Here is a 25024-nt window from a genome sequence, read left to right as displayed (position 1 = left end):
AATGACCTATATTTTATGAAACTGCCCAGATAAATGAATTACCTTAAGTATGAAATTACAACGCATTTAGCGCCGAACTTGGTTAGAGATATCTTTGCCTGTCTGTGCGGCACTATTGCCTACATCACTAGCAGTTTTCTGAGTACCCTCTACGTATCCTGCTCCAAACTGTTTAAAGGCTTCTGCTGACTCTTCTCCAATTTTCTGAAGTCGTTTACCAGGAGAACCTTCTGTTTCACGAGCTTCTTTATTCCACTCACCTATTGTTTTAGGTCTTTGAGAATCATCTTGCTGTACCTGTTCACGAACTCTCTCACCTAATGCCTTTTCGTTGTGTCCATAATTAACATTCGTCGTCAGCACTAGAAAACCAACTAAGATAACAGTTAAAAACCTTTTTAACTGAAGTTCTTTAAGTAGAGAACTGATATAACCAATCGTCCTAGAAATCAAATTTGTCATGCCAATTAGTCTGCTTTTTGGAGTACAAATAAAGATTAACTATAAAAAGGTAACGATCCTTCTAACAAAAGGCATATCTCAGTTATGAAAAGGAAATAGATCGGGATGCATTTAGTTGTGCCTATCTACCTAACTGTATATTGCTTGATTTTAACATCACATAGACGCGGGGAATTGGTATACTTGCTTTTACTACTACACGAAACTACTTTTTCGTTAGTTACGGCTTTGGAGAAGGGATTACCATATATTTCCACAAGTCAGCCGAAAAAAGCATTTATTTGCTTAATAACAGCTTTCTTATTAGCCTCACTCTTTGTTTATAAATCATACTTTGGATTGCTCAATCCCCAAATGTAGCACTAAATACATTTTAAATGCTACATTTGGTTTTTAATACCAATAGAAGTAAAAAACATATATCTTTGGTTATAAAAATTATCTGTCTTAAGACATAAAGACTTAATGGATAATTTATAAATAGCTACCAATAATAATGAATAGTCACACGATTTTTAGGCTAGAGGCATTGTTTGTCTGATTGAGTGGATTTATAGCGTAATCCCTAGATATTTGAAGGGTTTGCAGACAGCAAATTAATCCACATTTTTTCCTAAACACAAGAACTGCTTCAGGTGGAAAGCTAAAGGATGAAATACTGGATAAGGAAATTAGCAATCTGTATAGTATTACTGTATAACTTGTTCTTATCGAGTGGTTACGCAGGAGCAAACGAACTTTCAAACATTGATGTGCAGCAAGTAAATGCACTCCCAGCAGTTGAAAATGTAACAAGTATTGACAATAATCTTGCTAAGAGTAAAAAGGAAGATTTTTGCCGATCGAATGAGATTGTCAAAGGGATAGATAAACTAGAAGGACTCTTTACACTTTATTGCACTGACGATTCGGGTAAAATTTACTTAGAAATTAAACCAGAGCAGCTAAATAAAGACTATCTAGCCATAGTGACATTAGAATCAGGTATTGGGGAAAGTGGGATTTATAGTGGATTACCTCTTTCTGATTTTATCTTCTACTTTCGATTAGTACATAATAGATTGCACTTTGTTGTGCGGAATGTAAAATTCCGTGCAGAAAGTAGACAAGAACAGCGATCGCTTGCTCGTTCATTTAGCGACTCAGTTCTTTATTCACTCGAAATAGTCACTATTCATCCACAGACTAAAAATATCCTGATCGATCTGAATGAACTGCTAATGCAGGATTTTCCTGGGCTAACTACCCTATTGAAATACTCTTTACAGGCTGATTATCACTTGGATACACGTAAGTCATATTTTGGCGATGTTAACAGCTTTCCAGAAAATATAGAGATTGATTCTATTTACGGTTTTTCATCACAAGAAGGAGCAAACTTAGTTACAGTACCTGATAGTAGGGCACTTACTCTGAAGGTACATTACAGTTTTTCTCAACTTGGAGAAAATAATGGTTACATTCCCAGACTAGCCGATGATAGAGTGGGATATTTTATTACTGCTTTCCAAAATTTATCTAATAATAATCCTCACGAATCTTATGTACGTTATATCAATCGCTGGCATCTAGAACCATCCGATCCTAACGCTCCCTTATCTCCACCTAAAAAGCCAATTGTATATTGGATTGAAAATGCTGTGCCACTAGAGTACCGCGATGCAATTCGTGAAGGTGTTTTGATGTGGAACAAAGCATTTGAAAAAGCCGGATTTAAAAATGCTATTGAAGTACAGCAAATGCCAGATGATGCTAATTGGCAACCAGCAGATATACATTACAACACTATTCGCTGGTTCAATTCTTTGGATGCAGGTTTTGCTAGAGGGCCGATGCGCGTCAACCCATTCACCGGAGAAATATTAGATGCAGATATTATTGTGGATGCCAATATGGTGCTATTAATTCAACAAGAATATCATGCACTGATGGAAGCTAATTCATTTTTCACCGATGGACAATTTTCCCAAGTGGGCAAAAATCGATGTCAAGTTATTCGGGGAAGTGAAAAACTAAAAGCTAGAAGTCAGAAGATAGATGCTAATAGTTATCTTCTGCCTTCTTCTGAGTTCTGCTATAGTATGGAATCTTCAAATCAAGCAGCTATGGGAGCGTTAGCATTATCAATTTTGCCAAATATTGCACCTAACAGTGAAACGATAAAGGAGTATGTGCATCAATATTTGCGTTCTCTCATCGCTCACGAAGTCGGGCACACTCTTGGTTTGCGCCACAACTTTCAAGGCAGCACTATGTTAACGCCTGAAGAATTAAATAATACTGAAATCACTCACACTAAAGGTTTAGTAGGTTCAGTAATGGACTATCTACCTGTGAACATAGCACCACAGGGAGTAGAGCAAGGTGACTATTTCCCAGGAGTTGTTGGCCCTTATGATGAATGGGCAATTGAATATGGTTATAAAACAAGCCCATCAGTTGTGCTTGAGGGGATAATTCCAGAAGCAGAAAAAAGTTTTTTAGAACAGATTGTACTAGCATCACCTCAACCAGAATTATCTTACGCAACCGATGAAGATGTGTGGGACATCAATCCTTTGGCAAATGTTTGGGATATGAGTAGTGATGTGCTACTTTATTCGCAGTGGCAAATGGATAATGCTCGCATTATGTGGCAAAACCTTCACAAGGGTTATCTATCGAAGGGAGAAAACTATAGTAACCTGCGCCTCAGATTCAATATAGTACTTAAATATTATTTTCGGAATGCAACTTTGCTTTCCAAATACATTGGTGGACAATCATTTTTACGCCACAATGCCAATGATAATGCTTCTTGGGCATTTGTACCAGTTTCACTATTAAAACAACGTCAGGCATTGACGAAGTTGCAAGAGTATGTGTTTGCTGAGGATGCTTTCAGTTTTTCACCACAATTGCTTAATCAATTAGCATCCTCGCGCTGGGAACACTGGGGTAGTTCTGTACCTAATAGCCGCCTTGATTATCCAATTCACGATCGCATTCTGAATTTTCAAAGTGCGGTGCTGCGATCGCTATTACACAGCGATCGCCTGAATCGTTTACAAGATATAGAATTAAAAAGCCTCCCTGGACAAGCCCTTTCCATACCAGAACTGTTTGACACTCTGCAAACAGGCATCTGGACAGAAGTTTTAACTCCAGGAGAACCAAAGCCAATTTCTAGCGTCCGTCGTTCATTGCAACGGGAATATCTGAATATTTTGCTAGAGATGATGTTGGGTACTACTAATACACCTGAAGATGGGCGGACATTAGCTTGGTATAAATTACACCAATTACAAGAAGCCATTGATGTCAAACTCAAACAACTTGGTGAGCAGCGTGTTGGCGGGGTTCCCTCCCTTGAAGCGACTGCAAACCCGGAGGTTGAAAGCCTTGATATTTACACCTTAGCCCATTTAGAAGCTTCTGGCGATCGCATCACTAAAGCATTAAATGCACAGTTACTCTCTAAGTAGATATTATAAGTTGGGCATTGGGCATTGATTATTCTTCTCATCTCCCTTGTCTCCCTCATCTCCCTCATCTCCCCACTCCCCAGTTACGCAAGATATCGTTGCAATAGACCAATTACAACTTCTGGGATTTCCAAATGAGGTAATATTCCTGCATCTGCGATCGCATAAAAATTTTGAATCGCATCTGGATTTAAATTTGCCAAGCGTTGTCCTAATTTGATGTTGGTAAATTGTGCCTTTTCTCCCCAAAACATCACTGTGGGAATTATCAGTTGTTGAATATATAAACTCAAATCAAAGTAAAGATCGCCACGCAAAAATGCTAAAGCAGCAAACTTGGCATTAGACTGTTGTGCAGAGGTTAAATAAGCCTCCACCATCTCTTGAGATACTCGTTGTGACTTGGCAAACAGAAAACTTTGTAAAAAATTTCTAACTGCAATTTCATTTTCAGCACCAAGCATATAAATAAAATTGTCCAGCAGAGGCGTATTGATCGCCGAAAGCGGAAGTCTGCGTCCAGCACCTTGCCCAAAATCATCAAATCCAGAGGGACACACCAAAAATAATGCTTTGAATAAATTGGGTTGAAGAATGGCTAGGCGGATGGCAAAAGCGGCTGTTAGAGATGAGGCTACTACTATTACCGGCTGATGACAAGTTTGGATGATAAACTCTGCGATCGTGTTGAGATAATCCCTAATTTTATAATCTCGGACTGGATGAGCCGATTCTCCCCAGCCGATTAAATCGGGCGCTAAAATGCGGTAATTAGAGGCAAAAGCTGGGTAAACTTTAGACCATTCGTATGCAGATGCCCCACCACCAAAGTTATGCAGAAATAGTAGTGGGCGTAAATATTCAGTGTCAGCGATCGCTCCGCCAACGCTAGGGGCGATCGCCCAAGGTGCATTCGTTTGGGTATAGTAAACCATTGCCCCCAAGGATGTATGGATAAGTTTATGTCCAAAACCAAGAGGTTGAAACTGAAGCATAAAATTAAAGAGTTAGTTTAATAGCACTTTAGGCAAAGGCAAAATTACCAGGATAACTCATAATTCATTCTTGCTTTTTGTCAGCATCTCCTGCGATCTGAACAAGTTGATGAAGGTTATCACCACTGATATGATACGCTCCCCCAAAACCAACTACAAAACGACCTTCACTAGGAGTTAGTTGGAAAATCCGAAAGTCAGACAAGCCGCGTAAAACCTCGATAATTTGACCAAACCGCCCTTGAAATTGCTCAACAATCTGATTCCACTCGTTAGTTTCACGCTCTACTAAAGTTGCTGTACAATCAAAACTCAAACGACGACGAGCAAAAATTAGATTACTCTTGGCTTCATCCTCGATAAACAAGACACTAAGATGAGGATTGGCATAGAGATTTTTGGTATGAGTTGAAAGACCACTGACGTAAATGTAGATATTCTTAGAATCATCCATTACAAAGGGAGCATAACTAGCATTGGGTATTGCCTCCGCGCTCACGGTGCTAATAATTACACTCTCAAATGCTTCAGGAAACTTTTCGTATTCAGCTTGAATGTTTTCAAGTTGACTCATAAATAAATTACCACGCTTATTAGGAACGCCTAATTAAGTATCCTAACGTGATTGAGTGATTTCTACGACAGGCTATTTGATGTGGCATGGAATGCCAAAGATAGTTTGTCTACCTTTAACAAATTCTAGGGGTTTCGCTCATTCGAGTCGCAGCAAGTTTTGTACAGGGCTTCGCTGTCAGCGCTCAATCAAATAGACATCTCCAGAAATTAAACATACGTTATGTAAAACCATTGTAGAGACGCGATATATCGCGTCTCTAGATTCTTTTTCACCAGATGTCAAATAGTCTAAATCCCCGTCACAAAACTTAATTACGAATTACCGTCTGCTATCGCCACGATGAGCCACTTCAGTTTCTTGTAGCTTTATTCCAGGTATTCCTGGTGCAAATGCTTCTTGATGTTGTGGCGGCTGAATTTTTTGCTGTGCAAACTTTACACGAGTACGAACTCCGAGATCAACATCTGTATCGAGCATGTGCTGAAGTTGATTTGTTATGCGCGACGCTTGATCGGGTAAAGTGACTGCGATCGCAATGGCTAGTGTTTCTAAACTCGTCACTGCTGCATAGCGCACTACCCATTCTGGATCTTGAGCAATTAATAATAGCGCCTCTAGTACCTGAGTCTGAATTGATTCCAATTTTTCAGGTGGTACTTGATGCCAGCGCAAAGTACCTAATCCTCTGGCAGCTGCCCGCCGCACACTCAGGGAAAAATCGGTTTTTGCTGCCTCTAGCAAGGTATTCAGCGCCCGAACATCGCCAATTCCCGCTAAGGCACGAAGTGCCCAAGCCCTAGCACCATAGTTGTAGTCATCAATTAGTTCCAACAGTGGGGATACTGCGGGTTCCCCGATCGCAATCAGTCCATCTACCGCTGCCACCGCCGCCCCTGGATTGTTGTAGCCCAAAGCTGCAATTAGAGTCGGAACGGATTCCTCTATACCTGCTGCTGCTAACTCTTGAACTGCGTCTACTAAACGCTCTGATGAGTCTGCTTCTTGTACAGCACGGATCAATACTGGGGCAAGATCGCTGTTATTCATAACAATTTTTCATGAGTAATTAGCCGTCAGCCAATTGTAGCTTAAGTTATCCGTAGCTGACACCATACATAAATCCCCTAAGCCTAATTTTGTAGTTGGGCTGGGGGTTTATGTGTGGTAAACATTTGGTGATAACGTATTAATGACAACTTAATTATCTATAATTTATGACTACAGCAGCGAGTCCATTAAATTAATGACTTTAATTGCACCTTCTGGCAAAGTGATTGGTGTGATGTGATTAACTTGATGTTCTAGTAATCCTTTGAGAGAAATGAGCTTGAGGCTATTTTCAGCAAGAGTCTGTGCGATCGCATCTGCTGCGGGTAGATATCCAATGGCTCCCAAATCTGCTAACACTGCTCGACGCAATTGCAATCTCTCACCCGCCAAAGCCTTTACTAAGCGTTCTCCATAAGCTGGTTCTTGGGTTAATTGATACATAGCTCGCGCAGCTGCATATTGCACCAATTCAATTGGATGCTCTAAAAATGGCTTTACTAAAGGAATAACTTCAGTTGCCCTCAAGGTTCCCAAGGCTTCTAAAATGGCTTCGTAGGGTTGAGATAAATCAGGCTGCTGCGAGCAAAGTTGCTCTCCCTGCAAACCTACTACTAATAGCTTGATTAAGGCGGGAATACAAACCGGATCGCCTAGCATTTCTAAGGATTGTGCTGCTGCTTCCCGTACATAAAAATCTGAGCAGTCTAAACATGCAATTAAAGGTGAGACTGCTTGGCGATCGCTGAGTTTCCCTAATGCCCTAGCTGCATTCCGTCGCAGAGGATATCCACCTTCTGGTGTTCTATCGGCTTCATCCTCTAAAGCTTTGATCAGTCCTGTAACCGCAGCTGGTTCACTTATGCGAAACCTACCCAACCACCAGGCAGCATAAAATCGCAAGCCTAAATCTGCACTTTCAAGATTAGCGATCGCTTGCTCTACCGTTAAAGATCCACCGTCGCCATTGTCATCTGTCGGTGATAAATCTTCAAATTTCTGTGGACTAGAATTCATTAGGAAGAAGGAGGAGCGCTTTGTTCGCTATCTGTTTTCGCTTCAGCATTCAATGGTTGAATACTGACTATTTTGCCACCTAAGCGAGTAATTCTCTGCATTTCTTTATTCATCCTGTTCTCAGGCACTGTAAAAAACACAGTGGCGCTAGAACGAATGGCATAGTTGGTTTTTTCGGTTTCTTCGCTTTGACGTAAACCGACTACTTCATACCGAAAGTAACGACTACTAGTTCTACTACTAATTTGTCCAAGCATAAATCACTTCCAAATTTTAAATTTCAAGTTTTCAATAGTCATTAATTCATAACTAATGACTATTGACAAATGACACTAAAGTGGTTTCACACTAGCTATTTTACCACCTTGTTTTACTACTCTTTGGAAGTAGCTAGATAGTTCTTCATAAGGTATTACCACCGCTTGATTTACCCGGCGGGTGCTAGGATATCCAGCACCGAAAACACCTGCCACTTCAATGCGGTAGAGTCTGCCTTCTTTACCAAATGTTCCCGCACCACCAAAAGTGCTGTTGGGGGTAACACCTTTTTCGGAAGCAACGTATGAAAAACCTGAAGGGCCACCAGATGGAGGAACAACGATAGATGCACTGTTGCGTCCCAGTTCGGCAGCAAGACGGGAGGACTTGCCTTTGAGTTGGGAGGTATCGCTGCTGGCATAGCCGCGATAAAGTTGGAATATCCGGCTAAATCCGACAGTTTTCTGTCCTGTTTGGGTTTTAAAGCCGCGATAGTAAGGCACTATATTTTCACCAAAGCTCGATTGATACTCTGACGAATCAATATAAGAATCGATGTCGGCTTCATATCCCTTGTTTTGGTACAAGTCTAAGTGATAGACCACTTCAGACTCATCATAAGGGGCACGACCCAACAAATGTTTATAGTTCAGTTCGATAACGCGAGTTTGGAAATTGTCGTAGAAAAACTTGGTTTTGTACAGTTCTGATTTAGCGACTTGCCGCACAAATTCTTGTACTGTATTTTTTCCATCCCGCAGGATAGATTCAGCACTTTCGAGGCGGTCAGATGCCAATATATAGTTGTTGCCCAACACTTGACGATAGACGGCAGCAATTACTCTCTCTATATCTTCTTTACTTGCATTGGGACGCAATTCTACAGGAGATTGGTCGCTAAAAGGTTCCGTTCCTAGACGGGACGCTGCTGTTGTAATAGCCATTGGTGAATTTTCCTTTTGTAATTAGTAATTGGAAAAATTAGGAGTTAGGAGTTAAGAGTTAGGAGTTAAGAGTAGGGGTATAGTTAGGAATTTAAAACTCATAACTTCTAACTCCTCACTCCTCACTCCTCACTCCTTACTCCTAACTCCTCAGTTAATTCCCGATTCCCTTTTATACGGCAGTAATGCTAATAACTCTACTGCCTTTGCGATTCAACTGCTGCAATTTACTAGACAGTTGCTCGTAGGGTACGATCAATTCCGCAGTTCCACGGCGCACTACAGTTGAATTTGGAGAAGCTGCTTGTAGCACTCTGATGCGATATGTTTCCCCACGACCACCTGTAGAAAGACCGGTTAAGGCTCCAGCAGAGACTGGATAAATGGGTGAAGCTAGATTTTTAGCGACTTCCCAGGTTAGCCGTCCTTGTTTTTGTCCTTGGGCGCGATCGCTATTGGCATAACCCCGATATAGTTGGAACAGTCGGCTATATCCAACGTTCTTCTGTCCTACCTGACTCTTAAAGCCTCGATAGTAGGGCACAATATTTTCGCCAAAACTCTCTTGATATTCTAATGAGTCAATGTAGGAGTTAATTTCAGCTTCGTAACCTTGTGAGTTATAAAGCTCAACATGATACGAAATCTCTGACTCATCTTCTGGGGCCCGCCCCAATAAATGCTTATAATTTAACTCGATAAACCGAGTTTGGGAGTTAGAGTGGAAGTACTTATCCCGATAGAGTTCCGATTGAGCAATGGCTTGCACAAATCCCCGAACTGAGATTGCACCTTGCTGCAAAAGTGATTCGGCACTCTCCAAACGCTCTCCTTCTAGGAGGTATGCATTACCCAAAACCTGACGGTAAGCTGCCCTGATAACCACTGCTACATCTGCTTCAGTTCTATCGGGACGTAGTTCTACCGGTGCTGAGTTTTCGAATGCTCCAATCCCTAATCTTGCTGCTTGTCCCAAAGCTGCCATATTTAAACCTCCTCAGTTTTAACTGCAAAACTGAAAACTTTTTAGAAAAATTTTTTCTAGTCTTTTAACAGTCTTTTGAAAATAAAACTGCCCGGAGAGGTAAGCAACTCATAGAACTCACTTGTCATAAGAGCTGATTTCCTCTCCGGGCTAAAGAAACACTCTAGCTTAGAGTATTGATTACATAGTCGATGTAAGAATTTGCTTCAACAGCTGGGTCGCCGCTTAGACCGTGGTTAGCTTTGATGTACTTGAGAGCTTCAATGTACCAGCTAGGAGATAGGTCAAAAGTGCGGTTGATTTCAGCCAAGCCAGAAATCAAGAAATCATCCAAGGGGCCTGTGCCACCAACAACTAAAGCGTATGTGATAATCCGCAAGTAGTAGCCAACATCACGAACACACTTGCCTTTACCGCGTGCATCAGACGCGAAGTTAGGGCCTTGTTGTTGGGTGGTGTAAGGGAACTTGTTATACACTGCTTGAGCAGCACCTTCGGTCAAGCGTTGAGCATTAGCGCTCAATGCTTTTGCTGCTTGTAAGCTAGCTGGTGCTTGACGGAAGCGACCAAAAGCAACTTGAATTTCGGTGCTGCTGAGGTAGCGACCTTGGGAGTCAGCCGATGCAATTGCTTCAGTTAGAGGTGTTTTTGTCATTTTGGTATTTCCCTTTTACAAACTTTTGGTTGAAATTTTGTTTTGCCCTAATGGACAATTATCTCAGTCAATAGCAGCAGTATCTGCCTTAAGCTACAGCTGAAGCAGCACGATCAAAATAGCTAGCGATTTCAGCTACCAAAGCGCTGCAATCGCCTCTGGTGATGTTGTTTGTATCGTTAACGATGGCTAGGGAAGCTTGTTTTAGCTTTTGAATACCAACAGCAACTGAAGCTCCTGGGGTTCCCAATGCCAAGTAGGTTTCACGCAAACCGTTGAGGGCACGATCATCTAGGACGCTGGAATCGCCAGCAAAGATTGCATAGGTGATGTAGCGAAGAATGATGTCCAAATCTCTGATGCAAGCAGCAGCGCGACGGCTGGTGTAAGCATTACCGCCGGGAGTGATCAATTGGGGTTGTTCTGCCCACAAATCACGAGCCGCAGCAGCAACAAGAGCGGAAGCATTGCTGGTAATCCGGTTAACAGCATCTGCACGCTTGTTACCATCTTTGACTAGTTCGCTCAATGCATCCAATTGTGCATCGGAGAGGTATTCCCCACGTGTATCAGCTTGGGAAACTACTTTTGCAAATGCATCTAAAACCATTGCGTTAAATCTCCTACTTTGCTTGGTTAAGAATAATTGGACTCAAAACTGAAATAGTCCAGTTTTTTGATGTCAGCACTGCCTGACGAGTTACGAAAGGTTTAAAACAGACATCCACGAAATAAGTTTACGATCTCCAGGCTTTCAGATTAAAACTTTTGTTAAAAAACTTCAAACTTCTGTGAACGACTGGAAAACCTGATTAAGATGTTGTTTTTTACTTCCAAGTTCTCTTTATACAATGCTGCCGTATCATTATTTATTACAAATTATTGTTATGTTTGTTAATTTAGTTTACACAAGTTTACATTTACCTATTGGCTTCTCTCCATCTCAAAATATGCGATGACATATTCCTAGTAAATCCCTTAAAAGTTTGCGTAGGTTGCGTATGCACAAATATTTATGTCATTGCGAGCGGAATTAAATGTAGCGAAGCAATCCCAAGGTCTTGGGATTGCTTCATTCCGCTTTGCTCCATTCGCAATGACAAATGTATATTTATTTTTGCATTACTACTTAGGTGTAGCCCACTGCAAGCATCGCACGCTAATTCGTGTATTATTTGCTACTTAATGCCCCTGTCACTGGATTGCATTCATTCCGAAAAACTATGTAAAGATGCAACTCCAGAAAAAAGACTTGATTTTAGATAAATTTTCATGATAGTCTGCGTTCAATCATAAAATACGGTTTCTTGATAAAATTACCGTAGTTTAAATTACCCAGCATATTTGTCACTTTGCAGACTTGTAGTTAATGGAAAGGGAAATCATCTCTTATGGTCAAAGACTGGTTTGAATGGCACGACCTCTACAAGAACGAACCGAAACTTCAACAACGCCTGCAAATTGTGCAGGAATACATTGCCCATAGCTTGAATTTGTCCCAACCAGGGTTAATCCGTGTAATTAGCGTTTGCGCGGGCGATGGGCGAGATTTGCTAGGAACCCTATCAAATCACCCACGGGCAAAAGATGTTCATGCGCGACTTGTAGAGCTAAATCCACAGCTAGTTGAACGTGGACAAGAAACAATAGAATCATTGGGTTTGACAAAACAAATTGAGTTTATCAATGGTGATGCAACTATCTCCTCAAACTATGCAGGAGCAGTACCAGCAGACATTGTGATTGTCTGTGGTGTATTCGGCAATCTCGCAGATGAAACTGAATTGAATCGTTTGCTGACAAATCTGAGTTTTCTTAGCAAGCAAGGTGCTTTTGTGATTTGGACTCGTGGCCATTCTCAGGGTATTGCCCATTCTGAGACTGTCCGTAAATTTTTCCGCGAACATGGATTTGAAGAAATCAACTTCAAACTCACCGCAACAGGAGACATGGGAGTAGGTATTCATCGTTATCTTGGTGAAAGTTTAGCTGCACCCAAAGAACAACAGTTCTTTGCCTTTACTGGTGTTCCAAATAAAGCCAGGTAAATAATACCTTTAAAACAATTCTTTCAGAAAAATTATGGTCGCTACAGTTAAACCTCAGTATACAAATATCTTTCGCCGTGTCAGCCGGCTCTTAGCACCAGGATTGCTAACCTTAGCAACTTCATTAACATTAGTTAGTTGCACAGCCGAAGGGCAAAAAGCTCAAACCCCTTCTGCTGCAACAAATGTATCTGATACCAATTCATCTGGAATCAAAGCTAAGGTACTCCGTATGGGATATCAATCAGCAGGTGATTTGGTCAGATCGCAAAAAGTATTAGAAAAGCGTCTAGAACCTCTAGGAGTAAAGGTGGAGTGGGCACAATTTGTCCAAGGGCCACAGCTAATGGAAGCGATGAATGTCGGTAAAATCGATTTGGGTTCCGTTGGGGAAACTCCGCCTATTTTCGCCCAAGCTGCTGGCGCTCAAATCGTTTATGTTGTTGGTTCTCGACGCACTCCAACCACAGGAAGAGCAAGTGTGATTGCTGTCCCACCAAATTCTCCTATTAAGAGTGTCAAGGATCTCAAAGGACAAAAAATAGTATTTCAAAAAGCTTCTGCATCTCACTATTTTGTCTTTAGGGCTTTAGAAGATGCCGGTTTAAAACCCAGTGATATTAAAATTTTGAGTATACCCACCGTGGAAGCTAGTAGTGCTTTTCTAGAAGGGAAAATTCCGGTTTGGGTAGCTGGCGATCCTTATTTAGCTTTGGCTGAAAAAGCAGGTAAGATCCGAGTAATTAAGACTGCCCAAGGACTTGATACACCTGGTGGATATTATATTGGTGCAAGGCAGTTTGCGGTTGACAATCCTGGAATTCTGCGGATAGTGATTGAGGAGATTGATAAACTCCATCGCTGGGCTGAGGCAAATCCCAAAGAAGTAGCAAAAATCATCGGGCCAATCCAAAAACTACCTCCTGATATCATAGAAAAGGTAGTTAGCCGCCGCACTTATGGCTTGAGAGCCATTTCTCCAGAGTTAATTAAGGAACAACAGAAAATTGCAGATTACTTTTATAAATATCGTGTGATTCCTAAAGATGTGAATATTCAGGAAGCTGTACTGACACCTGAACAATATGCGGCAATTACTCCAGAATCTATTAGCCAAAAGTAACTTTCAGGGTTAAACAATTTTAGATTTTAGATTTTGGATTTGTAGAAATTCTATAATCCGTTTAAATGCTTGTGGATCTTGGTAGAGAAAGCTATGACCACCCTCAAAGAATTCTAAGTCTGAACCCGGTATCTGTTTGTGTATTGCCTCAAGATTAGCAGGAGGAGATATGCCATCATAACGACCACCGCAGATATAAACAGGTATATGCAGTTGAGAAAGCCGATTATAGGTATCGTGAGCAGCACGAGCCTCAAGTTGCCGACGACGACCAACTTGGCGACTTGGTTCGTCTGAATCTTCTTGAAAACTTGCTACCATCAGTTTTACTAGTTCCTCTAATAGTGTAGTTCTCTCAGAGAGCCAGTCCTGATTTTGCCAACGGCTATCAGTAATGGTGATTTGCCGATGTGCCAGTTCTTCATTAGGAAGGTTCGCGAGTTCATGCAGTGGATATGATGACCCACCAGCACCGCCACTGCTACTACATGCTAAAACCAAACGTTCAACGCGATGGGGATAGCGCAGTGCTAATTCTTGGGCTACCATCCCTCCAAAGGAAATCCCTATGACATGGCAGTTCTCCCACCCTAATGCATTGAGCAAAGAGTCAGCATCAGCTGCGTAATCTGCTAATGTGTAGGGAATATCGGGTTTTGAGGTTTGACCAAGACCGCGTTGATCGTAAGCTAGGATTTCAAAGTGTTGACCAAGGGGTGATTGAAAAATAGTAGGCGATCGCCGCAAGTCACCTCCAGTACCACTAATACTAAGTAGGCGCTGACCTGTGCCGCGAATCTCATAATACATTTGCAAATCACGAACAGATACAAATGGCATGAGTATTTTTCCTGATAAATTTCCTAGAAATTAGTTTAGGAGGAGTAGCATGCTGGTAGTGGTGCGTGGGAGCAATGCGATTTTGTGAGATGGGTAAGCAGGGGAGGCAGGGGAGGCAGGGTAAGCAGGGGAGGCAGGGGAGGCAGGGGAAGAGAAAGAAGATAAGTGTAGAAGCAGTCTGTTTCGATAGTAAAAAATACTAAAAATGCCTCTTTACTCCCCCTGCTCCCCTGCTCCCCTGCTCCCCCTGCTCCCCCTGCTCCCCTTGTGGGTGGAGTTTTTTATTTCTTGAACATCTCTAACTCTTACCGAACACACTACCAAGGGCGCGCGCCATATTTTGCGGTTGCATTGCATCCATTGCGGCGGTAGGTTCGTAACCGCAGTGAACCATGCAATCGACACACTTGGGATTACCACTCTTCTGGCCGTATTGACTCCAGTCAGTTTGTGCTAGTAATTCCTTGAAGGTAGAATAATAACCTTCGTTCAGCAGATAACAAGGTTTTTGCCAACCGAGAACGCTATAACTAGGGCTACCCCAAGGTGTGCATTCGTAGTCTTTCTCACCAGTGAGAAAATCTAAGAATAGCGGATTGTGATTGAAGTTCCAGTTTTTTTCACCAGCTTTGTGTGGAGCCAGAATTTCCCGGAAGAGGGCGCGGGTTTGTTCTCGGTGGAGGAAATGATCTTGATCTGGTGCCCACTCGTAGCTGTAGCCGGGAGAAATCATCATCCCGTCAGTATTTAGGGTTTCTATAAAGTCAAAGAACTCTTGCATATCTTTGGGTTGGGTACCCTCAAAGATAGTCGTGTTAGTGGTGACACGAAAGCCTTTAGCTTTAGCGGCACGAATGGCTTTGACAGCAATATCAAAAACACCTTTGCGATCGACACATTGATCGTGCAATTCACGCATTCCATCTAAATGGACGCTAAAAGTCAGGTAAGGGGAAGGTTGAAACTTATCTAGGCTCTTTTCTAATAACAAACCATTGGTACACAAGTAAATATACTTCTTACGCTCAATTAATCCCTGAACAATCCGATCGATTTGGGGATGTAGTAAAGGCTCTCCCCCAGGAATTGAAACAACCGGTGCGCCACACTCTTCCACTGCGGCGAAGCATTGTTCTGGGGTGAGATTTTGCTTTAATATCTCCGCTGGATGTTGGATTTTACCACAACCAGTACAGGCTAGATTACACCGAAAAAGAGGTTCTAACATCAATACTAAGGGGAAGCGTTTACGTCCTTTCAAACGCTGAGTAACTAGATACTTCCCGATATCCATAGCTTGTTGTAGATTAACTGCCATTGTTGCGATCGCTCCTCTTTATAAAAACACCACGTTCTCAACCCCAAGATTTATCTGTGGGGTCTTTAATTTTGAATTTTGAATTTTGAATTTTGAATTCCCCAGAGGGGTTGACATACCCTTGAGCAATAAACCAATCCACAGCCTCTTTGAGTGCTGCCTTCAGTGAAGATTGAGGTAAACCCAACTCTCGTACAGCCTTTGTCGGATCATAATACATAGGTTGTTTCGCCATCCGAACGCCATCCAATGGCACTGAAGGCGATTTCCCCAAGGGTGCGAGAATCTTTTCATCAACCCAGGCAACACTAAGGGGCAACCAAGGGGGTACTGTTCTTTGAGGTGCGTTTAGACCTGTGATTTCGGCGAGTTGTTCGAGTAGTTGCTTTAAACTTAGGTTTTGATGACCTAATATATAGCGATCGCCTGATTTACCGCGTTGCAAAGCCAGTAAATGCCCCCATGCCACATCTTGCACATCGATAAAATTCAAACCAGTATCTAGATAAAAGGGCATTTGCCGTCGTAAAAACCGTAAGATTATATCACCTGTTGGGGTAGGTTTGATATCTAACGAACCAATGGGGCTGCTAGGATTGACTATAACTACCTCCTGACCTGTAGCAAAGGCTTGCATGGCTTCAAGTTCCGCCAGAAACTTAGACTTTTTGTAGTTACCCACTAACTTTTCTAAGGGACTCTGATGTGTTTCATCGACGACTTGACCAGATGCTCCTACCCCAATTGCTGCTACTGAACTAGTATAAACGGTACGCTCAATACGTGCTTTGCGGGCTGCTGCCAATACATTGCGCGTACCCAAAACATTGCTATGGTGAAGTAACTCTTGGTCTGTTTGCCACAAGGAATAATGGGCTGCTACATGAAATAGGTATTGACAACCTTCCATTTGTTGCCAGAGATTTGGATCGTTTAAATCGCCTTTGACAATTTCCACATCCAAACCGCGGAGATTTTCCAAATTGCTGCTTGAGCGTACCAAGGCTTTGACAGCATATCCCTGTTGTAGGAGCAACCGTACTAAGTGGGCACCAATAAAACCCGTACCCCCGGTGACAAAAACCTGCATCAAACTGTTCCTCTCTTCTTAAATCGGGGAAACCAATCATCTAAAACGGTGTAGACTACTGGCACAACAATTAAGCTGAGGATAGTTGAAGTTACGAGTCCACCAGCGATCGCTACAGCCATAGGCGATCGCAATTCGGAACCAGCACCTAAACCTAATGCGATCGGTAGCATTCCTAAAATAGTGGAAGCAGTGGTCATCATAATTGGTCTGAGGCGCACTATTCCCGTTTTCAGGATTGCCTCGGTGCGTTCTAAGCCAGTGTTGCGTAATTGGTTGATGTAATCTACAAGCAAGATGGCATTTTTATTGGCTAGCCCCAGCAAAAAGACGAAGCCGATCAATGAGATCATACCAAAATCGCTTTTGGTAATCAGTAATGCCAACATTGCCCCCACCAGTGCTAAAGGCAAAGAGACACCAATTACCAAAGGATCTACCCAGCTTTTGAACAGTAAAAATAGTACCACAACAATACACAAGGCAGATAAAGCCAAGGTACTGCCGAAACTGCTAAAAACTTCACCTTGGTTAGCGGAATCTCCTCCTAAATCTAAGGAAACATTTGAGGGTAACACCGCCTTCGCTTCCGCTACCACTTTATCAGTAGCATCACCTAAAGATAGATCCTTGCCAAGATTAGCACTCACATAAGCTACTCGCTGATTATTCAGACGCTCGATTTGAAAAACCTTACCTTGGGGATTGGTTTCACCTGTAATCGTGACATCAGCAAATCCCGGTAGTTTTTGAATTCTCTCTTTAATTGCCTTGACTGCTTTACTTAAGGCTTGGAGATCGTTACCACTTAAAGCTATTTGGAGAGGTTTTTGACCGCCAGAATCAACAAATTGAATATCTTCGACACTGGTAGTTACTCCAGCAAGAACAGGTAAAGTCGAGCGGAATTGGTCTTGTAATTCCGCAGTTGTGATTGTGCGGTCTTCCTTTAACTTTATATATAGTGTGCCTTTGTTCGGCTCACCCTCACGAGAACCAACAGTGGTAAATACCGTTTCAACTGCTGGTGATTTTCTGACTACATCTTCTAGTTTTTTCGCAACTTGAAGAGAATCATTTAATGGGTTGGGAATTGGAAATTGGGAATTGGGAATATTATTATTACTCCCTTGTCCCCCTTGTCTCCCTCTACCCAAATCGGGGATACTCGGTAAAGGAGCCGTATAAGCAATATTGAATTCGCCGCGATCGAGTTTAGGAATAAACCCTTTAGGAATTAAGGGAATCAGTGCTATACCTGCGATGAAACTGAGGACGGCTAATCCGATAACTATCTTGCGGTGATTCAAAGACCAACTCAGCAAGTTTCTGTAAAATTGAGCAAATGCTACCCAACTTCTTGCTTCTCGACGCGGGGAAAGTGAAGATTTAGGTTTTAACCAGTAGATAGCCAGAACTGGAGATAAAGTCCGAGCAACTAGCATAGAAGCAAGCATGGCTGCTGAAACAGTTATGCCGAATGGCTTGAAGAATTGACCGATTACTCCACCCATCAAACCTATAGGCAGAAAAACTGCTACTGCTGTCAAGGTGGCGGCGGTTACTGTTAATCCAATTTCATTAGTTGCTAGAAGTGCCGCTTGGCGAGGAGTTTCCCCATCTTCAATGTGTCGCATAATGTTTTCTACATCCACGATCGCATCATCAACGATACTACCAATCACCAAAGCTAAAGCTAACAGCGTAATAGTTTCTAAGTTGAAACCAAAAATTGCCATAACGATAAACGTCGCTAAAACAGACGTAGGAATCGCCAGTGCTGAAATTAGGGTGGCTCGCCAGTTCCACAGAAATGGAAAAATCACCACAATGGACAACAAAACTGCTTCCAATAAAGCATCGATGGTTGACTGGGTGGCTTGGCGGATATATTCTGCTTGGGTAGCAGCTAAGGTGAGTTTGACATCCTTGAAGGTAGAGCGTAGTCTTTGGACTTCTTTTTCAACTCCACTAACTACTTCTAAGGTGTTAGCGTTACCGCGTTTAATTACCTGAAACGCTAGGGCATTTTGCCCATTAAACCGGACTAATGTTGCTCCAGCTTGGGGGAGAGCCGTTAAACTTGCATTGGCTGGAGGTATGGAAGGAGTTGCACTAGCAGCGCCAAGTAATGAGACTTTTAAGACTCCTGGTAGTTTAGCGATCGCAGTTACAATCTCGTTTTTCGCCAACTTTGTCAAATCTGTGAAATTCCGCGTCTTACTCTCAATGGCGTAGCTAATAGCGGCTGACTCATTTAGATTCAAGGGAATAATTTTAGAAGTTGCTCCTTGAGGCAAAGTCAACTGCTTGAGGGCAGTTTCCACGTTTTTAGTTGATGTTTCTAAATTCGTACCAACGGCAAAAGAAAGGCTAACAGCAGTTTGACTAGGATAAGTGGATGAGCGAATATTGTCCAATCCTTCTAGGGAACGGAGGCGTTCTTCCAACGGTTTGGTAAGCTTCGCCTCTGTATCCAGGGCAGTTTTCAGTGGGGCTGTAGCATTCACAACCACTACTGGAAAGGTAATATCTGGAAACAAAGCATATTTCAGAGAACTGAATGCCAGAATCCCAGCTACCGTTACGGCAATCCAAAAACTCACCGTCAGCCACGAAAATTGAATCGCTAGTTTAGAAATATTGAAGAGTTCTCGTGCGGATTTTGAGCGATCGGGCTTTACCATCTTGGAAAATTATCGTGTGGTGACACAATTATTTAGTCATGCTACAGCAATCACCTGGGGTTTATGACCAGAAAAGGGCAACATTCTTTATTGTCACTCAGATGTGGCAGAATTTTTAAATATGAAACTTGGTTTTAATAAGCAATTATTCTGTCAAAGTTTTTGGGAGAGCTAGTGCCTAATTTTTTGCCCATCAATACAATTTTAGTACCCCAAGGAGCAGAATATAAAGCTGTGTGTCGCGGATTAAGCGGCGTAACTGGTTCCATGCCAACGGTAGTAGCCATACCTGTGGGGATGAAACCTTTGCTTAAATATCTACAACAATCCCCAAGAAATGCACAATTGTTAGCTCCCAAATCTAGAGTGTTGATTATGGGTATATGTGGCAGCTTGAGCGATCGCCACACAGTTGGCGATATTGTACTGTATGAAGATTGTCTTTTTTCTGGGAAGCGGCAAGAATGCGATCGCACTTTCACAACACAATTGCACTCTTTACTGGCACAAAAAGCATATTTAGTCAAGTCAATGACAAGCGATCGCGTTATTTGGTCTGCTGTCGAAAAACGCCATTTGGGTGAGACTTTGGCGGCTGATGTTGTTGATATGGAAGGATTTACTGCTCTAGAGTTTTTCAATGAGGTTGAGGTGGCTGTGGCAATGCTGCGAGTAGTTAGTGATAATTGTCAGCACGATATCCCCGATCTCACACCAGCAATTAATTCTGATGGCTCTCTAAACCCTTTTCCTTTAGCAATGGCAATGCTACGACAACCCCTTGCTGCTACTCGCCTGATTCGAGGTTCGTTAACAGCATTAAAGGTGTTAGAGCAAGTTACAAATCGGCTATTTTTAGCGTTACAGACGTAACTCCCAACTCTTTGAGTAAGATTCAAAGTCTTTCTCTTTGTAGGCTACCGTGTAGATATAAGTCTTTTAGCGTTATATCATGTCTGCTTGATTACTTATTAAACTCGAAAAACGCCACCCCGCCAAAGCTATGCTTTGTCTCCCCTCCCCTTAGTAAGGCTACGGTGTACACACAAGTCTGTAGAAACCCAAAATCGTTGGAGATCCCCCTAAATCCCCCGATAAATTGGGGGACTTTGATTCTAGTCCCCCCCTTTTTTAAGGGGGGTTAGGGGGGATCTAAAGCTGTGGGGCAACTCCAAAAGACTTGTGTGTACACCCTAGCCCTTAGTAAGGAGAGGGGATTAAGGGTTGGGGTGCAATGACTGTGAAAATCATAACTAATTACGGACATGATCTTACTGCGTAACATAAAGTGCGCTAATCTTTGCAGGTCGATGCATTAACATTGCAAGTCAATGTATTAACATTGCAGGTCGATGCATTAACATTGCAATTCGATGTATTAACATTGCAGGTTGATGTATTAACATTGCAGGTTGATGCATTAACATTGCAAGTCGATGTATTAACATTGCAGGTCGATGCATTAAGTAACCATGTAGAATTAATTACAGTCATTGCGAGCGAAGCGAAGCAATCCTAGCCTCCGCGTTCGCGAAGGGTGTCCGAAGGACTTATGCTTCATTTTGCTATCTCTACGAGACGCTACCGCGTTAAGCGAAGCTATGCCGAAGACTTTACGCTCCATTCGCAATGACATTGTGTAATTAATTTTGTTTAATTATTTAACATTGCAGGTAAAGAACTAACGCACCAAAACCTTATCGCCGAAAAATTCATCCCACGCCTCACTAGAATGAGAACGTGAGATGAATTTTGTTTAAGCTAAAAATTCTCGATGATGGCGAAATTCTACAGAGGTAGAGTTAACCCAGTCACAGCGATCGCACCTGCGATCGCACTGGCTGCAAGGGAAGTGATTGCTGTCCCAAATATCCACCAAGCAGCATTTGCAACGGTTTTTTTGGTTTCTTCGGCTTGCTTTTTAGTTTGCTCTTGGATCGCTTTCAAGCGTTTTTGCGTCTCTTTTTGGATGCGTTCGGCTCGTTGCAATACGCCATCCCGCGCGGCTTCAATTTGGTCAATAATTCGGTTAGCATCCGCCTCGGAAATATCTTCACGAGAACTGATGACAGCAACTAAGGTATCACGATCGAATTGACCGAGGCGATCGCGCAAGGCTTCAAATCCAGCTTCGGGATCGTCGAATACTTTGGCAAAGTCTTGCTTAATCCCTTCATAATTGAGTTCAGAACGATCCAGCGAGTTGAGATAGTTACGAACCTTAGCAAAAACTCCATCTAGCACTGATTGCACCCTTTGCTGAATCTGCTGGAATTGTTCGACAATAGAACTGCGAACCGACTCAATTTGATCCACAATTCGGTTAGCTTCTTCGTCTGAGATATCCTCCCGTTGGGATAGTAACGCCACAATTGTCGAACGATCAAATTTTGCGGCGCGATCGCTTAAATTCCCAATTCCAGCGCGGGGAGAAGACAGCAGCAATTGTAAATCTCGTTTAATTCCTTCAGGATTTAGTTCGTCTTTGTTGGTATTACGCAGATATTCTTCTAGATTGGCTTCAAAATCTTGAGCTACTTGAGTGGTACGTTTTGCTAAACGTCGTGGCGCTCTTAGAATATCACCAATAGCATCTTGCGCCCAATCGATTATCTGATTAACCTGCTCTTGACTCAAATCTCCGCGCTGACTGACGAGTTGAACCAAAGTTTCTCGATCGACATGAGATAAGCGATTGCGCAGTGCTAATGCACCAGCTTTAGGATCGTCGAGTAATTTTTCCAAATCGCTTCTGATTCCTTGTGGATCGAGTTCTTCCAAGTTGGTATTGCGGAGATATTCAGCGATCGCTTTTGTCGTTTTTTCGTACTGTTCTTTCGCCTGTTGCGGTACTTGCAAAATACTATCTCGGACTGATTCTAGTTGATCGAGAACTTGATTTACCTGTTCTTCGCTCAAATCTTGACGCTGACTCAGCAATTGTACCAGTGTATCCCGATCGAATTGCGAGAGGCGCGATCGCAACAAGCTAATTCCGGCTTGCGGATCGTCTAGTAAAATCTTAAACTCACGTTTGATGCCATCGGGATTGAGTTCATCTTTGTTAGTATTCCGCAGATAATCTTCAACTCTTTGGCGCAGTTCATCTGCTTTCGCTTTTGCTTGTTCTTGCAGTTCTCTAGCACCATTCAAGAGACGATCGCGGTTGCCTTCGAGTTGACCGACAATATTATTAGCCTCTTCTTCGCTGATATCTTGGCGCTGTTGCAGCAATTGTACAAAAGTATCGCGGTCAAATTGCCCGAAGCGATCGCTTAAATCTTCAAACCCAGCTTTTGGATCGTCTAGTAACTTAGAAAAATCACGTTCAATACCTTCAGGGTTGAGTTCTTCTTTCCCCGTCGAACGGAGATAATCTTCAATCCGGGTGCGGAAATCTTGCCCTTTTTCTCGTTTTTGGGCCTGTTTGACAGTTTCTAAAACTTCCAGGCGATCGCTTTCCATTTGTTCGGCAATTTCTTTCACCCTAGCTTCACTAATATCATCTCGCTGCTTCAGTAAGCTAGTGAAATATTCTTGATTAATTTCTTCCAACTCCCGTCTCACAGTTGTTGGATCTGCATTTACGTCATAGATGACTTCCTTGAATTCATCTCCTAACGTAATGCGGTTAAAATGCCAAGGAAACGAATTTAATATGTAGTCTTCTACATCTGATTTAATCGTATTTTCGAGTGATATTGGTAATCTTGCCGATACTTGCTCAGTTGCTTGCTCTCTAAATTTTTGAAATTGTTCCGTGATTTGATCGACATCGACATCTTGAACCTTTTCTTTCAGCTTTTGCAACTGAGTTGTAATTTTGTTCACATCGATATTAGAAAGATTAACCCGCTCCAAAACTGCTGGTGCAGCAGCACTCAAACCATATCGAATTGCTTGCTTAATCACACCATTGCCATTACCACCAACTGTAACCAATTGTTGAAGACGTTCACCTAATTGCTCTGAATTCAGTTCTTCAGGGGTAGCAGACTTGAGTAAATTAATTACTTGCTCTGTAGGATTTTTGCGACTTAAAGCTTGTTCCCAAGCACCTTGAAATTGGTCAGCAATACGATTAATATCTTCTTTAGATAAATCAGCACGACTACTGATTAAATCTACAAATGTTTGGCGATTAATATTTTGTAACAAATCACTATTAGCGATAGATTGCAAATCTGTATCTTTCAGAAGCTGGTCAAATTGATTACGAACTTCTTTGATATCCAGCTTTGGCAATTGTAGAGAACTTAATGAACTTTGGAGCGTATTTTTAATTCCTTCAGGGTCAAAACCGGAAGTTAATTCCCGCCGGACTGCGGCTGTAATCTCTTCAGCAGTAGAAACTAACTGTTTTTTGGCAGTATTAGCACCGATACCAGCAGTTGCAGTCCCCATCAAAGTTTGAAAACCAGAAGTTACGGTACTAGCAATCGAACCAATTAAAGAACCGACTGCGGATGAACCCAACCAAATTACGAGTGAAAAATAGGTAGACCAAATGACTACACCGATAATTGCTCCTAAGAATGCATTTTCGATTAAGCTAATTTTTACTGCTAGAAAACAAGCAATAAATAATGCAATACTGGCGGTTATCAATGCCCAAGAACCAACTTTAGCTTGAACTTTACGAATTGTCTTACCCAAACTTTCTGACTCGTCATCAGAATCTGAGTCAATTTCCCAAGATGAAATTCCGACAGCAACGGAAAAGTTTGTTAATAATAATTGAAAGGCAAATGCCATAGACAGCCCGGCTAGTAATGCTACTAAGAATTTCGGGCCAGAAAAAAGAACTGATGATTGTTCTGGAGTTAGTACTTGCTGCGCTAAAGTAATTGGCGCTAATCCAAAAGGCAGCCAGTTCCATGCCCAAATAGTTAAAACACCTTGAAACATAGGATTTTCTCACTTGCACTAAATTAAATAACCATTGATATAGCGGTTCTCATTTATGTTAGGTACAACCGTAGAGGCACGGCATTACGTGCCTCTACACCTTACGAGATGATGTTGCACCACATTTGAATGGGAACCGCTATCAGATGGCTTATTTATCAATTTAGTTGTCAGTGACGTAAGCTAGCACTTTCTTAGGTAATAAGTTAGTTGGTCAAAAGTCGTATTTTACAAAAAAATTACACAGGAATCAAAAGTCATAATTTGTAATTGAATACTCTACCCATAAAGGAATAGAGTTTTAATCAGTCGGGAGTATCTCAATGAGTGCAAATAAGTAGTTGGACAAAAATATTTACAGTCATTGCGAGCGTAATTAAGCAATCCCAACCGCATCTGACTCTTGATTTATAACTTATTCTTGATAAATAAATATTTTTATTAGTTTTATCTAAAAACAAAAATGTAGAATTTGGTTGTTTTTTGAAAATTTATATTTCTGTATTTATACAAACTAATAACTACTGTCAGTATAACAATAAATACAACTTTATTACTGGTTGTATTTATTGTTTTGAGGATAAGTTTTACACAAACTTTATCTTT

The 25024-nt window shown here is 41.9% G+C and carries 20 protein-coding genes; 5 read left to right on the top strand and 15 right to left on the bottom strand.

Annotated features, from left to right (window positions below):
• Positions 1–66: 66 nt before the first annotated feature.
• Entirely contained in the window at positions 67–462 is a 396-nt protein-coding gene (locus GTQ43_RS14390) for a hypothetical protein (RefSeq protein ID WP_265273274.1), read from the bottom strand.
• A gap of 650 nt (positions 463–1112) precedes the next feature.
• On the opposite strand from GTQ43_RS14390, the gene GTQ43_RS14385 reads away from it, so the two are divergent.
• Entirely contained in the window at positions 1113–3926 is a 2814-nt protein-coding gene (locus GTQ43_RS14385) for a zinc-dependent metalloprotease (RefSeq protein WP_265273273.1), read from the top strand.
• Positions 3927–4009: 83 nt separating this feature from the next.
• On the opposite strand, the gene GTQ43_RS14380 is transcribed toward GTQ43_RS14385, so the two are convergent.
• The 9 genes from GTQ43_RS14380 to GTQ43_RS14340 all read right to left on the bottom strand — a co-directional run bounded on the left by GTQ43_RS14380 (position 4010) and on the right by GTQ43_RS14340 (position 11014).
• Entirely contained in the window at positions 4010–4921 is a 912-nt protein-coding gene (locus GTQ43_RS14380; protein ID WP_265273272.1) for an alpha/beta fold hydrolase, read from the bottom strand.
• A gap of 64 nt (positions 4922–4985) precedes the next feature.
• A complete protein-coding gene (locus tag GTQ43_RS14375) occupies positions 4986–5495 on the bottom strand; it encodes a HugZ family protein (protein ID WP_265273271.1) in 510 nt (169 codons plus the stop codon).
• 321 nt (positions 5496–5816) lie between these two features.
• On the bottom strand, positions 5817–6545 hold the full coding sequence (locus GTQ43_RS14370; protein WP_265273270.1) for a HEAT repeat domain-containing protein: 729 nt from the start codon (positions 6543–6545) through the stop codon (positions 5817–5819).
• 171 nt (positions 6546–6716) lie between these two features.
• Positions 6717–7562 carry a HEAT repeat domain-containing protein gene (locus GTQ43_RS14365; RefSeq protein WP_265273269.1) on the bottom strand — a complete coding sequence of 282 codons (846 nt, stop codon included), beginning with the start codon at positions 7560–7562 and terminating at the stop codon, positions 6717–6719.
• The gene (locus GTQ43_RS14360; protein ID WP_265273268.1) at positions 7562–7819 is read right to left on the bottom strand and encodes a phycobilisome linker polypeptide; all 258 of its coding nucleotides are present in this window, start codon (positions 7817–7819) and stop codon (positions 7562–7564) included. Before GTQ43_RS14360 ends, GTQ43_RS14365 begins: the two co-directional genes overlap by 1 nt.
• 75 nt (positions 7820–7894) lie before the next feature.
• Positions 7895–8764, bottom strand: a complete 870-nt coding sequence (locus tag GTQ43_RS14355; protein WP_265273267.1) for a phycobilisome linker polypeptide — start codon at positions 8762–8764, stop codon at positions 7895–7897.
• A gap of 172 nt (positions 8765–8936) precedes the next feature.
• Positions 8937–9749, bottom strand: coding sequence for a phycobilisome linker polypeptide (locus GTQ43_RS14350; RefSeq protein ID WP_265273266.1), 813 nt, complete (start codon positions 9747–9749; stop codon positions 8937–8939).
• Positions 9750–9912: 163 nt separating this feature from the next.
• Positions 9913–10404: a phycocyanin subunit alpha gene (gene cpcA / locus GTQ43_RS14345; protein ID WP_012411562.1), complete on the bottom strand. Its 492-nt coding sequence runs from the start codon at positions 10402–10404 to the stop codon at positions 9913–9915.
• A gap of 88 nt (positions 10405–10492) precedes the next feature.
• The gene (locus GTQ43_RS14340) at positions 10493–11014 is read right to left on the bottom strand and encodes a phycocyanin subunit beta (RefSeq protein ID WP_265273265.1); all 522 of its coding nucleotides are present in this window, start codon (positions 11012–11014) and stop codon (positions 10493–10495) included.
• Positions 11015–11795: 781 nt separating this feature from the next.
• Here GTQ43_RS14340 and GTQ43_RS14335 point away from each other — a divergent pair.
• Together GTQ43_RS14335 and GTQ43_RS14330 are read left to right on the top strand one after the other, a co-directional pair.
• Positions 11796–12452, top strand: coding sequence for a class I SAM-dependent methyltransferase family protein (locus GTQ43_RS14335; RefSeq protein WP_265273264.1), 657 nt, complete (start codon positions 11796–11798; stop codon positions 12450–12452).
• 34 nt (positions 12453–12486) lie between these two features.
• A complete protein-coding gene (locus GTQ43_RS14330; protein WP_265273263.1) occupies positions 12487–13575 on the top strand; it encodes an aliphatic sulfonate ABC transporter substrate-binding protein in 1089 nt (362 codons plus the stop codon).
• A 9-nt stretch (positions 13576–13584) separates the two neighbouring features.
• Here GTQ43_RS14330 and GTQ43_RS14325 read toward each other — a convergent pair whose 3' ends face one another.
• The 4 genes from GTQ43_RS14325 to GTQ43_RS14310 all read right to left on the bottom strand — a co-directional run bounded on the left by GTQ43_RS14325 (position 13585) and on the right by GTQ43_RS14310 (position 19510).
• Positions 13585–14415 carry an alpha/beta fold hydrolase gene (locus GTQ43_RS14325; protein ID WP_265273262.1) on the bottom strand — a complete coding sequence of 277 codons (831 nt, stop codon included), beginning with the start codon at positions 14413–14415 and terminating at the stop codon, positions 13585–13587.
• A 298-nt stretch (positions 14416–14713) separates the two neighbouring features.
• Positions 14714–15733: an adenosyl-hopene transferase HpnH gene (hpnH, locus tag GTQ43_RS14320; RefSeq protein WP_265273261.1), complete on the bottom strand. Its 1020-nt coding sequence runs from the start codon at positions 15731–15733 to the stop codon at positions 14714–14716.
• Positions 15734–15770: 37 nt separating this feature from the next.
• Positions 15771–16823 (bottom strand): hopanoid-associated sugar epimerase, encoded by a 1053-nt coding sequence (hpnA, locus tag GTQ43_RS14315; protein ID WP_265273260.1) that lies wholly within the window; start codon positions 16821–16823, stop codon positions 15771–15773.
• On the bottom strand, positions 16823–19510 hold the full coding sequence (locus GTQ43_RS14310; protein WP_265273259.1) for an efflux RND transporter permease subunit: 2688 nt from the start codon (positions 19508–19510) through the stop codon (positions 16823–16825). Before GTQ43_RS14310 ends, hpnA begins: the two co-directional genes overlap by 1 nt.
• 174 nt (positions 19511–19684) lie before the next feature.
• Between GTQ43_RS14310 and GTQ43_RS14305 the strand changes: the two genes are divergently transcribed.
• A complete protein-coding gene (locus GTQ43_RS14305; protein WP_265273257.1) occupies positions 19685–20383 on the top strand; it encodes a phosphorylase in 699 nt (232 codons plus the stop codon).
• A gap of 427 nt (positions 20384–20810) precedes the next feature.
• On the top strand, positions 20811–21029 hold the full coding sequence (locus GTQ43_RS14300; RefSeq protein ID WP_265273256.1) for a hypothetical protein: 219 nt from the start codon (positions 20811–20813) through the stop codon (positions 21027–21029).
• 269 nt (positions 21030–21298) lie between these two features.
• Here GTQ43_RS14300 and GTQ43_RS14295 read toward each other — a convergent pair whose 3' ends face one another.
• Positions 21299–24418, bottom strand: coding sequence for an MFS transporter (locus GTQ43_RS14295; RefSeq protein WP_265273255.1), 3120 nt, complete (start codon positions 24416–24418; stop codon positions 21299–21301).
• Between the last annotated feature and the right edge of the window lie 606 nt (positions 24419–25024).

Origin of the sequence: Nostoc sp. KVJ3 (assembly GCF_026127265.1) — a bacterium.
Lineage (GTDB): Bacteria > Cyanobacteriota > Cyanobacteriia > Cyanobacteriales > Nostocaceae > Nostoc.
This window is presented reverse-complemented; position numbering and strand designations above follow the sequence as displayed.